Below are 11,726 nucleotides of genomic sequence, written 5' to 3'. Positions count from 1 at the left end.
CGTGCGCCGCCGCCGCATCCTGTGGCTCGCGCTCGGGGCATTGCTGTTCATCGCGGCGCAGTCGGTCGCGAATGTCGAATCGACGCTCTCGGATTTTGCCCGGCTGGGGCGGCATGAAAGTGCGGCGAATGTCTGGATCTGGCAGCTCAGCAGCGCCGCGGTCTGGATTGCGCTGATCGCGCCGCTCTGGTGGCTGGCCGCGGCCTTGCGCCCGCCGCGCTTCACCTGGCCCGTCGCCGCGGGGCTGCATGCGCTGGCGACGGTGCCGGTGTCGCTGGTCCATGTGCTGGCGATGGTGGCGATCCGGAAGCTCGCCTATGCCGCCACCGGCCAAAGCTATGACTTCGGCGATTGGCCGGGGGAATTGCTCTACGAATATCGCAAGGACGTCGCGACCTATCTGATGGTGCTGGCGTTCGTCGCCTTCGCGCAGTGGCTGCTCGCGCGGCCGGTGTCCGAGCCGCAGGTGGACGTGCTGCTGATCGGCGACGGGAGCGTCACCCACCGCGTGCCGGTCGATGCGATCGACTGGGCGTCCTCGGCGGGCAATTATGTCGAGATCAGCTGGGGCGGGCGGACCTTGCTGCACCGCTCGACGCTGGCGGCTTTGGCCGAGCGGTTGGGGCCGGGCTTTGCGCGGATCCACCGCACCCGCATCGTCCGCAAGGCCGCCGTCGAGAAGATCGAGACCGACCGCAGCGGCGATTTCGCCGTGACGCTGCGGAACGGCACCGAATTGCGCGGCAGCCGGCGGTATCGCGCGGCGCTGTGACCTCCTGTACGGGCGGGCCGTCTTCACCCTTTCGCAAGGGGACTGGCCCGATGATGCGCCCAACGGGTGGAGGCGAAATTCCCATGTCAGCCAGTCCCCTTGCGGGGTTTCTCAGCGCCGGGGCGCAGCCGGGCCGCTCGCAGATCGATGCGATCCTCGAGGCCGTCCGGCTCCATCTCGGCATGGACATCGCCTTCGCCTCGCGCTTCGTCGGCGATCAGCGGCAATTCACCCATATCAATTCGGAGCTCGACCTCCCGTCCAGGCCCGGCGATTGCGAGCCGCTCGAGCACAGCATCTGCCACTATGTGCGCGAGGGCCGGCTGCCCGAGCTGATCCACAACGCGCCCGATCACGAGCTCGCGATGACGGTACCGATCGTCCAGGCGCTGCCGGTGGGCGCGCATATCAACGTGCCGCTGCGGCTGCGCGACGGCAGCGTCTATGGCAGCTTCTGCTGCCTCAGCCAGACCGCCGATTACAGCCTGACCGAGCGCGACCTCAACACGGTGCGCGCCTTTGCAGAGCTGGCGATCGGCCAGATCGAGCAGCAGCTCGCGCAGGATGCGCGGCGCGACGGGCTGGTCGCGCGGGTGCGGGGGGCGATCGATTCAGGTCAGCCGGCGATCTTCCTCCAGCCGATCCATTCGCTCGACACCGGGCTGAGCGCGGGAGCCGAGGCGCTGGCGCGCTTCGTCGATGCCTCGCAGCGGCCGCCCAACGAATGGTTCGACGATGCGTTCGAAGTCGGCATGGGCGTCGAGCTGGAGCTGGCGGCGATCCGCAACGCGCTGGCCGCCGCGGCCTATGTGCCGCCGGGCCATTATCTGTCGATCAACGTCTCGCCCGAGAGCGCGCTGTCGGAGGAGTTGCTGCCGTTGCTCGCCGGATCGCGGCTCGACAATCTGGTGCTCGAGGTCACCGAACATTCGGGGATCGAGGATTATGCCGCGCTCGAAGCGGCGCTCGCGGCGCTCCGGCCCTATGCGCGGATCGCGATCGACGATTTCGGGGCGGGCTATTCGAGCCTGCGCCATATCCTCGCGCTCCAGCCCGATATCCTCAAGCTCGACATGAGCCTGGTCCGCGACATCGACCGCGATTCCGCGAAGCGCGCGCTGGCGGGCGCGATGGTGGGTTTTGCGGAGCGTGTGGGCGCGCGGCTCGTCGCCGAAGGGATCGAGCGCACCGAGGAGCGCGACGTGCTGCGCGATCTCGGCGTGAGTTACGGCCAGGGCTATCTGTTCAGCCGCCCGATGCCGTTGGTCGCGGCGCAGCAGCAGATGCTGGGCTGTGCGCAGGCCGCACCCGAAAAACGCACGGTTCCTGCACCGAAACACCGCGACGCCGCCTAGCCTCGGCTCCCGCGCAGGGCTATATCGCGGCCATGTCCGTTCGTCCGTGGCGCGATATCGCGCGTCGATCCTGCCGCCAGATCATGGTGGGCAATGTCCCTGTCGGGGGCGATGCGCCGGTGACGGTGCAGACCATGACCAATACGCCGACCTCCGATGCGAAGGCGACGATCGACCAGATCCGCCGCTGCGAGGATGCCGGGGTCGACATCATCCGCGTCTCCTGCCCCGATGTGGAGAGTACCGCGGCGCTCAAGCAGATCGTCCGCGCGAGCCGGGTGCCGATCGTCGCGGATATCCATTTCCACTATAAGCGCGCGCTCGAGGCGGCCGATGCGGGCGCCGCGTGCCTGCGGATCAATCCGGGCAATATCGGCTCCGCCGAGCGCGTGAACGAGGTGGTCAATGCGGCCAAGGCCAATGGCTGCGCGATCCGGATCGGGGTCAATGCGGGCAGCCTCGAAAAGGATCTGCTCGAAAAATATGGCGAACCCTGCCCCGAGGCCCTGGTCGAATCCGCGCTCGATCATATCAAGCTGCTCCAGGACCGCGACTTCCACGAATTCAAGGTCGCGGTGAAGGCGAGCGACCTGTTCCTCGCGGTCGCCGCCTATCAGCAGCTCGCCGATCAGGTCGATTGCCCGCTGCATCTGGGGATCACCGAGGCGGGCGGGTTCGTCGGCGGGACGGTGAAGAGCGCGATCGGGATCGGCAGCCTGCTCTGGTACGGGATCGGTGATACGATCCGGGTGAGCCTCTCGGCCGAGCCCGAGGAAGAGGTGCGCGTCGGCTTCGAGATCCTGAAGGCGCTCGGCATCCGCAACCGTGGCGTTCGCGTGGTGAGCTGCCCCAGCTGCGCGCGGCAGGGGTTCGATGTGATCCGGACGGTGCAGGCGCTCGAGGAGCGGCTCCAGCATATTCGCACGCCGATGTCGCTCAGCGTGCTCGGCTGCGTGGTCAACGGCCCCGGCGAGGCGCGCGAGACCGATATCGGCATCACCGGCGGCGGCGCGGGCAAGCATATGGTCTATCTGAGCGGCGTCACCGACCATCACGTCCAGGACGCCGACATGATCGAGCATATCGTCAGGCTGGTCGAGGCCAAGGCGGCCGAGATCGAGGCGGGGAATGCAACCAGCGCGGAGGCCGCTGAATAGCTCGGCGGCACGTCAAGCGACCCCTCGTCTTTCGCTCCGCACCCGGCTAACCGGCCTTCCATGTCCGCGCCCCAACCCATCGTCGCGTTCGGCGACTCGGTGATGCTGATCACCGCGCTGTTCGCGGCGCGCTATCTGGTCGTGGCGCTCGCCGGAGAGGCGGGCTGGGCGGGGTTCGCGGTGCGCTGGGCGCGGCGGATCGCGGTGGTGGCGATGATCCTGCTGGCGCTGCGGCTGATCAGCATCGCGGTGGGACGGCCGGAGATCGCCACGCCAGTGCTGTGGGTGACCGTGTCGATCCTCGCGGCGAGCGCGGCGGTGCTGATGGTCGATACGATCCTGATGGGCGTGCTCGCGCCCTGGGCGCGGCGGCGGCGCCAATGAACGCCGGCATGAAGTCCTCCCCGCTCTTCGCCTTCGCCGTGGGCGCGCTCGGCATCTTCACCTTCTCGCTGATGGACGCGGTGATGAAGGGGCTGGCGCTGGCGCTCGGCACCTATAACGCGCTGTTCTGGCGCTTCCTGGCGGCGCTGGTGATCAGCGGCGTCATCTGGGCGCTGCGCAAGCCGGTCTGGCCGAGCCGGGCGGTGATGAAGGTCCATGTGGTGCGCAGCGTGCTCGGCGCGTTGATGGCGTTCCTGTTCTTCTGGGGGCTGGCGCGGGTGCCGATGGCGCAGGCGATCGCGCTCACTTACATCGCGCCCTTGCTGTCGCTGTTCCTCGCCGGGCTGCTGCTCGGCGAGCGGATCGGACCGCGGACCGTGCTTGCGTCGCTGGTGGCGTTCGCAGGCGTGGTCGTGATCATGATCGTGCAGGCGCGGTCGAACCTGGGCGACGAGGCGCTGATCGGCGCGGCGGCGATCCTTGCTTCGGCGGTCTGCTATGCGTGGAACATCATCCTGATGCGGCAGCAGGCCCAGGTCGCGGGGCCGGCCGAGATCGCCTTTTTCCAGAGCGCGGTGGTCGCGCTGGTCTTCCTGCTCGCCGCGCCCTGGTACGCGGTGGTGCCCGACGTGAAGCATGTTCCCGCGATCCTGCTCGGCGCGGCGCTGGCGGTGACATCGTTGTTCCTCCTCTCCTGGGCCTATGCGCGGGGCGAGGCGAGCTATCTGGCGCCGACCGAATATACCTCGTTCCTCTGGGCGATGGCGCTCGGCTATCTGGTGTTCGGCGAACATGTGTCGCTCTTCACCGTGGGCGGTGCGGCGCTGATCATCGGCGGGTGCATCTGGGGGGCGCGGCGGAAAACGGGCACGGCGGATACGGAGGCGGCGTTACCTTGAGGAAGATTGGGCCATGATCAGCATAAGAGAGGCGGGGCCGGGAGATTTCGAGCTGGTGGCGGAGTTCATCCGCAAGCTGGCGGACTATGAGAAGCTGCTCCACGAGGTGCGCTTCGATCCCGAGACGCTGCGGCGCCATCTGTTCGGGCCGCGGCCGGCGGCGGAGGTGATCATCGGGGAGATTGACGGGGTGGCATCGGGCTTCGCGCTCTATTTCCAGACCTTCTCGACCTTCGAGGGGCGGCCGGGCATCTATCTCGAGGATCTGTTCGTCGAGCCGCATGCGCGCGGGAGCGGACTCGGGCGGGCGCTGCTGGCCAAGCTCGCCGCGCTGGTGGTCGAGCGCGGCGGGGCGCGGCTCGAATGGTCGGTGCTCGACTGGAACGAGCTGGGCAAGGGCTTCTACCGCTCGATCGGCGCGGCGGAGGTGTCGGGCTGGGAGCGGTGGCGCGTCGAGGGCGCGGCCCTGGGCGCGCTGGCGGGAGGATAGGATGGCGTACGATCCGGGGCTGGTCGAACTGGTGACCGAGGCGATGGCGCCGGTCGGCACGGTGAGCATGCGCCGGATGATGGGGGCGGCGACGCTCTATCTCGACGGGACGATCTTCGCGATCGTCGATGACGGCGAGATCTGGTTCAAGGCCGACAAGGTGAGCGACGCGGAATGGGATGCCGAGGGCGCCGAGCGCTTCACCATCGCCTTCAGCGCGACCAATATCGAGACGATGAACTACCGGCGGGCGCCGGCGGACGTGTATGACGATCCCGATGCGCTGCGGCGATGGGCCGCGCTGGGGGTCGAGGCGGGGCAGCGGGCGCCGAAGAAGAAGCGCAAGGGCAAGGCTTAAGGTCGCGCAACCGCGCCTCATTCGTGACCTTTTCCCCAGCGTGGAATGCGCAAATGTTGGGAATTGGGGGGCGCCAGCTTCGAGCGGGATCGACGGTTTCAAAGAGCGGCCGGAGCGGCCGGCTCGCGGAGCCAAGCAGGCGAAATCCTACATTTCAACCCTCTAAGCCCGGCGTTACACGATGGCCCCGGGGTCGTCCTCGGGCGCCCGAACCGCGCCGCAGGATTGTTCGGGAACGCGCATCTCGCGTTTGAGCGCGGGAAGCAGCTCCGCGTACAAGCTGACGGCCTCGGCGAATGAGAAGAGCTCGACCGGCTTCAGGGCAATGAGATCCGGCCCCCGCTGATGGAAAACACGATAGCGCCCGTGCTTCAGCACCGCGTTGGCGAGCCGCATGTCGGTAATGTTGATCGCGGTGGATTTGGGGCTGGTATTCACGACCGTCGCGGATTGCGCGTTCACCGGGACTCGAATCCGCGCCCCATCTTCGGATTCGAGGATCAGCTCGCCGTCGCGCAGGGCGCTGTCATGCAGCGTGAAATATAGGGTGATCCGGTTCGGCGATTCGTCGAGCGTGTCGCCCGGCACGCTCCAGCTGACATAGGCATCGACGGGAACCGGGTCGTCCTTGTAGAGAATGAATTCATAGGGGCCGGCGGTATCTCCGGTGCTTGGCACCGCCACCGTTGGCGCATGCAAGGCCGCGCGCCGTGCCCCGGGCAGAATCCTCCCGACCCGGCATTGCCAGCCGATGATCGGTTGTCCCATCGGCTCGCCGCCGTCCTGTCCTGCCCTGATATCGCCGCCGATCGACTGGCCGGCGCACGCAGCCAGGCCGAAAAGCAGGATGGCGGGAAGCGAGCGCCAGGCCATTCCGGCTCAGCCCCCGCCCAGCACGTTGATCGTGAAGGCGATCACGCCGAGGTTGAAGACGAAGGCGGCGAGGCAGTGGAGCGTCACCACGCGGCGGACGCGGCCGTTGCTGATCGTCACGTCGCTCGTCTGGAAGGTCATGCCGAGGCAGAAGGCGAAATAGATGAAGTCCCAGTAATCGGGCTCGTTGGTGCCGGGGAAATCGATCCCGCCCGCGTCGCCGCCGTCCGCGTCGCTGTAGAAGAGATGCGCGTAATGGAGCGCGTAGATGACGTTGGAGAAGGTCCAGCTGAGCACCAGAGTGGCGATGATGAGCGGCAGCGTCCAGGGCGCCGAGGCCTCGTGGTGCATCAGCTCCGAGGCGATCGAGGCGAGGATCACGAAGCTGACCGCGAGCGTGAGCAGGAGCAGCAGCACGCGGTTGGCGTCGTTGCGGCAGGCGGCGATCCGCATCCGGTCGGATTCGTGGCGCAGCAACGGCAGGCAGAGCAGGAAGAAGATCAAGGCGGCGGCGTCGAACGCGGCCATCACGCCGTAGCGGATGCCGAGCTGGGGGACGGCGAGATAGACGCCTCCGGCAAAGGCGAGGACGAAGGCAATGAAGCGCGGCGGCGCGATCAGGTTGCCGATGGTCCAGCGGTGCTTGCGGGCAGCCATGGCGGCGATGCTACGCGCTTTGCCGCGCCGCCGCCAGTGAGGGCCGGATCGCGGCGATCATCGCGAGGATCAGGAGCGCGGTCCAGCCCCAGCTATGCGCCTTCATCATCAGCGGGTCGTGCGGATCGATGAGGATCAGGAAGAGCGCGATGGCGCCGCATACGCCCAGGACCAATGCCGCGATCCGGCCCAGCCAGCCATGGCGGAGCAGCAGGACCGCGAGCAGGATCTCGCCGAGGCCGAGCAGCGCGAATTTGGGGCGGACGGTCCAGAAGAGCAGGCCGAATTGCCAGGGCTGGCCGGGCAGATCGCCGAGCAGCGAGAACATCACCACCCCCTCGAGCCAGTCGCACAGGCCGGCGAGCAGGACGGCCGCGATCGCGAGCGTGCCGAGGTGCCGCCATGCCGGCCGGAGCGCGGCACCGGCGAGCGCGAGGAAGGCCGAATAGGCCGGGATGAAGCCGAGCATGTCGAGCCACAGCCCGGTGCGCTGGGCGGCGGCGAGGGTCGAGGTACAGGGTTCGTGGCCGAACAGCGCGGCGAGCTGTTCGGGGGTGCGGGCGAGCTCGAAGGCGAGGATCGGCCCCACCCCGCCGCTCGGCCCGCATGCCGTGAGCCCCGCGATCCAGCCAAAGCCGGTCGAAATGACCAGCGTCGCCAGCCCGGCGAGTGCACAGAGCCGCCAGGCGAGCGCGGGGGTCAAGCCTCGGCCTTGGCCTTTGCGGCGTCGATCGCTTCGAGCACGATCCGCTTCGCCTCCTCGGCATCGCCCCATTGGCCGATGCGGACCCATTTTTCGGACTCGAGGTCCTTATAATGTTTGAAGAAATGCTCGATCTGCTGGAGCACGATCGAGGGCAGGTCCTGCCGCTCGCCGATGTCCGAATAATAAGGGAAGGTCGAATCGACGGGGACGCAGATCAGTTTCTCGTCGCCGCCATGCTCGTCCTCGAGCTTGAGCACGCCGATCGGCCGAGCGCGGACGACGCAGCCGGGGACGAAGGGCGAGCGCGCGATGACGAGCGCATCGAGCGGGTCGCCGTCGGGCGAGAGGGTGTGCGGCACGAAGCCGTAATTCGCCGGGTAGCGCATCGGCGTGTGCAGGATGCGATCGACGAACAGCGCGCCGCTGGCCTTGTCGAACTCGTATTTCACGGGCTCGCCCCCGACGGGGACCTCGATGATGACATTGAGGCTGTTGGGCGGATCATCCCCAACGGGGATCAAATCAATACGCATTGGTCTACCTGAGGCTGCGCGGCCCGCCCATCATTTGGGTGCGAGCAGCTTGTCGAGACCGGCCTCTCCCGTGCCGATCTTTTCGAGGTGCGGATAGCGCAGGCCCCCGTGATAGTCGATGGCGACTTCGCGGTAATGATCGCCGCTCCTGAGCAGCAGGCGGATCGGCTCCTTGCCGTCCTTGGCGGCGACCACCGCGGCCTTCAACCGGTCGTTGGTATAGCCGCGGCCGTTGACCGCGAGGATCTCGTCGCCAAGGTCCATGCCGGCGTTGAAGGCGGGGCTGCCCCACATCACCTGGCCGATCCCGGTGGCGCCCATGCTGAGCCCCAGCGAATACATCAGGTCCAGCCCGGTCTTGGGGCTCGCCTTGTTGGGCTTGTCGGTGAAGACCAGCCGGTATCCGTTGCGCTCGAACCCGTCGAGCGGGGCATGATCGGTGGTCTCATAGACCTGCTCGTCGAGCAGCTTGCGCCAGTCATAGGGGACGATGGCGTTGAGCGTCTTGACGATATCGTCGATCGTGAAGGGCAGCACGCCGTAATCGCCGTCGCGCATGCCGTAAAAGGCGCGGTCGTAATCGTCGATCGATTTGGTGCCGCCGCTCTTCTCGCGCAGGATCGAATCGACGCACATCCAGGTCATCAGCCCGTCGACATAATAATCCTCGGAGCGCTGCCAGCTGAGCCAGGCCTTGGGCGCGCGGGCGGTGATGACCGGATCGTTGGTGGTGTCGAGGATCGAGCGCCACTGGCGGCCGGGGCGGGTGTTCTGGAGCGCGGCATAGGAGGCGAGGACCTCGAGCGTATCCTCCTTGGTCATCAGCCCCGAGCGGGCGCCGAGGACATAGCCGATGAACTGGTCGTGCCCCTCATAGGCCCAGAGCATCGAATTGCGCATCGGCTGGCGGAAGTCGGCGGTGATCTGGTCCGCGCCGCGGCGATATTTGCCGACCCAGCTGTGCGAATATTCGTGCGCGAGCAGGTTGCGCGAGGTGTTGCCGTCGTCCCATTTGGTGAAATAGCCCAGGCCCGTGCCATTCTCCGAGCTGCGGTGGTGCTCGACGCCGATGCCGCCCATCTCGCCGCTGATCGCGAACAGGAATTCGTAGCGGTCATAATGCTGGGCGCCGAACAGCTTGATCGCTTGCGTCACCAGGTTGCGGTGCTTCTCGATCTGTTCGGGCTTGGCTTCGAGCTCCTCGGGGCTGTCGGCGAAGACGTTGAGATCGACGCGCTCGCCCAGGTTGAACTCGCGGTAATAGCGGCCCGCGAAGACGGGGCTGTCGACGAGGACCTCGTAGTTCACCTTGTCATAGGTGTAGGTCGATCCCTCCTTCTTCGCCGGGATCGCCGATGCGGCGCTCCACTCTTCCGGATAGGTCGCGGTGGCGACGACCGGGATCTGGCGGGTGTAATAGCCCGCCGGATAGAGGCTCATCGAATACCATTGCAGGTTCATCATCGACGGCGCCATCACGATGCGGCCCTGATCGGGCTTGGTCGCCGAGAGGAACTGGAATTCGAGATCGAGCGCCTTCGCCCCCTTTGGCACCTCGACATGGAAGGCGAAGACGTCGACCGGATCGCGCCGCCAGGCGAGGCGCTGGCCGTTCGCGAAGATCTGGAGGCCCGCCAGCTTGTCGATCTCGCCGCGGGGGCCGTGCTTGCCGGGGATCCATTTGGGGTAGAGCAGCACCATATGCCCGCTTTTGGCGACGGGGATCGTCTCCTTCACGCGGAAGATGCCCTGCTGGACGTTGGTCGCGTCGACATGGAGCGCGATGACGCCCGGATAGGCGGTGTCGCGCGGGCTTGGGATGGTGTCGTGGAAGGAGACCGGATCGGGCGCGCTGTTCTGCGCGAGCGCGGGGACCGCGACGGTGAGCAGCAGGGCGGTGAGGATGCGGGCGCGGGTCATGCTGGGCCTCTCGGCTGAGACGGGAATGGCGGGTGTGTAAGCGGTCGTATTGCGGAAGGTAAAGCAGGCGCGCGGAATCTGGGACGAGTGGGGAATCTGAAATCCCTCTCCCATTGGGAGAGGGAGGAAGCCGACGAAGTCGGCGGAAGGGTGAGGGTGACTCTCATTTCGTCCGGTCACCCTCACCCTTCCCACTCGCTACGCGAGCGGGCCCCTTCCCTCTCCCGATGGGAGAGGGAGTTTAGGGGCCATCCTTCACCGCGCGCTAACCATTCCCGCCTATCTGTTTCTCCCATGTATCACGACGTCGAACTCGCCCTGCAGGCCAAGGCCGATCCGCGACCCGCATCGGCGGTGAGCAGCGCGGTGGGGTTCACCGGGCTGGCGGGGATGACCGCGTGGCTGGCGGTGGCGGGGCATTATGGGCTCGACGGGCCCTATGCGGCTTTGGTCAACGTCCTGGCCTGCGCGCTGCCGATGGTCTTGTGGTCGGTGTTCGTCGACAAGGTGCATCGCAATCCGAGCACGGGGATCGACTGGGCCAACGTCAAGCCCTGGCGCGAGACGCTGGAGATCAGCCTGACCAAGCTGGCCGGCCTGTGGATGACCTGGGGCGGGATCGCCCTGGTCTACGGGATGGGGCGCTTCTGGTGGGAGACGCGCTTCGCCAACTTCCCCTTCTCGATGTGGTGCTTCGAGATGGTCGCGCCCTGGCTGTTCGTCGCCTCGGTGCCTTATGTGCTGTGGCTCGACCGGCGGCTGGTGGAGCCGAAGGACGGCGCCTGGGCGCTCGGCGCGGCACTGATGGGCACGGGCGATGCCGAGAGCGCGAAGCTGATCCCCAACCATCTGCGCAGCTGGGCGGTCAAGGGCTTCTTCCTCGCCTTCATGGTGGCGATCGTGCCGCCGGGGTTCGGCGAGTTCGTGCGCTGGGATACCAGCAATCTGCTGAGCAACCCGGTCGAGCTGGCCAGCTATTGCATCACCTTCATGTTCATCATCGACGTGGCGTTCGCGACCGCGGGGTACATCCTGACCTTCCGCCCGCTCGATTCGCATATCCGGACGGCGAACCCGTTCGCGGCGGGGTGGCTGGCGGCGCTGATCTGCTATCCGCCCTTCCTGCTGATGGCCGATGGGGGCCCGCTCGATTATCATCAGGGGACCGGTGACTGGACCTATTGGTTCGCGGGGCATCCCTGGATCCTCGGCACGCTCGGCGCGGTGCTGGTGGTGCTGACGGGCATCTATGCCTGGGCGACGGTGGCGTTCGGGATGCGCTTCTCGAACCTCACGCACCGCGGCGTGCTGACGCACGGGCCGTACGCCTGGACGCGGCATCCGGCGTATCTGGCGAAGAACAGCTTCTGGTGGCTCTCGACGATCCCGATGCTCGCGACCACCGGCGACTGGACCGATGCCGCGCGCAACACTTTCGTGATGGGGCTGGTGAGCGGGGTCTATTACTGGCGGGCGAAGACCGAGGAGCGGCATTTGCGGCTCGACCCGGCGTATCAGGAATATGATGCGTGGATGGCGCGGAATGGGCCGGTGCCGCGGGCCTTTGCCTGGGCTGGGCGAGTGGTGGGGTTTTCCAAATAATCAACCGTGCTCCGGCGAAG

13 protein-coding genes are annotated in these 11,726 nt (G+C 66.9%); 8 read left to right on the top strand and 5 right to left on the bottom strand.

Translation table 11 applies throughout. The features are described from left to right. The first annotated feature begins 1 nt into the window (after position 1). The 7 genes from OF829_RS03145 (at position 2) to OF829_RS03115 (ending at position 5,415) form a co-directional block, all read left to right on the top strand. A complete protein-coding gene (locus tag OF829_RS03145) occupies positions 2 to 772 on the top strand; it encodes a LytTR family DNA-binding domain-containing protein (RefSeq protein ID WP_264938489.1) in 771 nt (256 codons plus the stop codon). Positions 773 to 855: 83 nt separating this feature from the next. Continuing rightward, entirely contained in the window at positions 856 to 2,127 is a 1,272-nt protein-coding gene (locus OF829_RS03140; protein ID WP_264938488.1) for a sensor domain-containing phosphodiesterase, read from the top strand. A 32-nt stretch (positions 2,128 to 2,159) separates the two neighbouring features. Continuing rightward, positions 2,160 to 3,284: a flavodoxin-dependent (E)-4-hydroxy-3-methylbut-2-enyl-diphosphate synthase gene (ispG, locus tag OF829_RS03135; RefSeq protein ID WP_264938487.1), complete on the top strand. Its 1,125-nt coding sequence runs from the start codon at positions 2,160 to 2,162 to the stop codon at positions 3,282 to 3,284. A 60-nt stretch (positions 3,285 to 3,344) separates the two neighbouring features. Next, positions 3,345 to 3,668: a hypothetical protein gene (locus OF829_RS03130; RefSeq protein WP_264938486.1), complete on the top strand. Its 324-nt coding sequence runs from the start codon at positions 3,345 to 3,347 to the stop codon at positions 3,666 to 3,668. Continuing rightward, the gene (locus OF829_RS03125) at positions 3,665 to 4,567 is read left to right on the top strand and encodes a DMT family transporter (RefSeq protein ID WP_264938485.1); all 903 of its coding nucleotides are present in this window, start codon (positions 3,665 to 3,667) and stop codon (positions 4,565 to 4,567) included. Before OF829_RS03130 ends, OF829_RS03125 begins: the two co-directional genes overlap by 4 nt. Before the next feature lie 13 nt (positions 4,568 to 4,580). Next, a complete protein-coding gene (locus OF829_RS03120) occupies positions 4,581 to 5,057 on the top strand; it encodes a GNAT family N-acetyltransferase (RefSeq protein WP_264938484.1) in 477 nt (158 codons plus the stop codon). A gap of 1 nt (position 5,058) precedes the next feature. Next, positions 5,059 to 5,415 carry a TfoX/Sxy family protein gene (locus tag OF829_RS03115; protein WP_264938483.1) on the top strand — a complete coding sequence of 119 codons (357 nt, stop codon included), beginning with the start codon at positions 5,059 to 5,061 and terminating at the stop codon, positions 5,413 to 5,415. 174 nt (positions 5,416 to 5,589) lie between these two features. On the opposite strand, the gene OF829_RS03110 is transcribed toward OF829_RS03115, so the two are convergent. Genes OF829_RS03110 through OF829_RS03090 form a run of 5 tightly spaced genes read right to left on the bottom strand, consistent with a single transcriptional unit; the run spans position 5,590 to position 10,104 of the window. Next, positions 5,590 to 6,288, bottom strand: a complete 699-nt coding sequence (locus tag OF829_RS03110; RefSeq protein WP_264938482.1) for a hypothetical protein — start codon at positions 6,286 to 6,288, stop codon at positions 5,590 to 5,592. 6 nt (positions 6,289 to 6,294) lie between these two features. Continuing rightward, the gene (locus OF829_RS03105; protein ID WP_264938481.1) at positions 6,295 to 6,945 is read right to left on the bottom strand and encodes a DUF1345 domain-containing protein; all 651 of its coding nucleotides are present in this window, start codon (positions 6,943 to 6,945) and stop codon (positions 6,295 to 6,297) included. 10 nt (positions 6,946 to 6,955) lie between these two features. After that, positions 6,956 to 7,648, bottom strand: a complete 693-nt coding sequence (locus tag OF829_RS03100) for a hypothetical protein (RefSeq protein ID WP_264938480.1) — start codon at positions 7,646 to 7,648, stop codon at positions 6,956 to 6,958. After that, complete coding sequence (gene ppa / locus OF829_RS03095) at positions 7,645 to 8,184, bottom strand: inorganic diphosphatase (protein ID WP_264938479.1); 540 nt, start codon at positions 8,182 to 8,184, stop codon at positions 7,645 to 7,647. The genes OF829_RS03100 and ppa overlap by 4 nt, the downstream gene beginning before the upstream one ends. A gap of 30 nt (positions 8,185 to 8,214) precedes the next feature. Then, on the bottom strand, positions 8,215 to 10,104 hold the full coding sequence (locus OF829_RS03090) for a M61 family metallopeptidase (RefSeq protein ID WP_264938478.1): 1,890 nt from the start codon (positions 10,102 to 10,104) through the stop codon (positions 8,215 to 8,217). Between the two features lie 294 nt (positions 10,105 to 10,398). Between OF829_RS03090 and OF829_RS03085 the strand changes: the two genes are divergently transcribed. After that, positions 10,399 to 11,706 (top strand): methyltransferase family protein, encoded by a 1,308-nt coding sequence (locus OF829_RS03085; protein WP_264938477.1) that lies wholly within the window; start codon positions 10,399 to 10,401, stop codon positions 11,704 to 11,706. Positions 11,707 to 11,726 lie beyond the last annotated feature (20 nt).

This window comes from Sphingomonas caeni (assembly GCF_026013415.1).
Lineage (GTDB): Bacteria > Pseudomonadota > Alphaproteobacteria > Sphingomonadales > Sphingomonadaceae > Sphingomonas > Sphingomonas caeni.
The sequence above is the reverse complement of the archived record's forward strand: the minus strand, read 5'-3'. Positions and strand labels throughout refer to the sequence as shown.

What these genes read in the sequence shown, in the direction of transcription:
- OF829_RS03140 (WP_264938488.1), top strand. Translation starts at nt 856, where the DNA reads ATGTCAGCCAGTCCCCTTGCGGGGTTTCTCAGCGCCGGGGCGCAGCCG.
- ispG (WP_264938487.1), top strand. Translation starts at nt 2,160, where the DNA reads ATGTCCGTTCGTCCGTGGCGCGATATCGCGCGTCGATCCTGCCGCCAG.
- OF829_RS03130 (WP_264938486.1), top strand. Translation starts at nt 3,345, where the DNA reads ATGTCCGCGCCCCAACCCATCGTCGCGTTCGGCGACTCGGTGATGCTG.
- OF829_RS03125 (WP_264938485.1), top strand. Translation starts at nt 3,665, where the DNA reads ATGAACGCCGGCATGAAGTCCTCCCCGCTCTTCGCCTTCGCCGTGGGC.
- OF829_RS03120 (WP_264938484.1), top strand. Translation starts at nt 4,581, where the DNA reads ATGATCAGCATAAGAGAGGCGGGGCCGGGAGATTTCGAGCTGGTGGCG.
- OF829_RS03115 (WP_264938483.1), top strand. Translation starts at nt 5,059, where the DNA reads ATGGCGTACGATCCGGGGCTGGTCGAACTGGTGACCGAGGCGATGGCG.
- OF829_RS03110 (WP_264938482.1), bottom strand. Translation starts at nt 6,288, where the DNA reads ATGGCCTGGCGCTCGCTTCCCGCCATCCTGCTTTTCGGCCTGGCTGCG.
- OF829_RS03105 (WP_264938481.1), bottom strand. Translation starts at nt 6,945, where the DNA reads ATGGCTGCCCGCAAGCACCGCTGGACCATCGGCAACCTGATCGCGCCG.
- ppa (WP_264938479.1), bottom strand. Translation starts at nt 8,184, where the DNA reads ATGCGTATTGATTTGATCCCCGTTGGGGATGATCCGCCCAACAGCCTC.
- OF829_RS03090 (WP_264938478.1), bottom strand. Translation starts at nt 10,104, where the DNA reads ATGACCCGCGCCCGCATCCTCACCGCCCTGCTGCTCACCGTCGCGGTC.
- OF829_RS03085 (WP_264938477.1), top strand. Translation starts at nt 10,399, where the DNA reads ATGTATCACGACGTCGAACTCGCCCTGCAGGCCAAGGCCGATCCGCGA.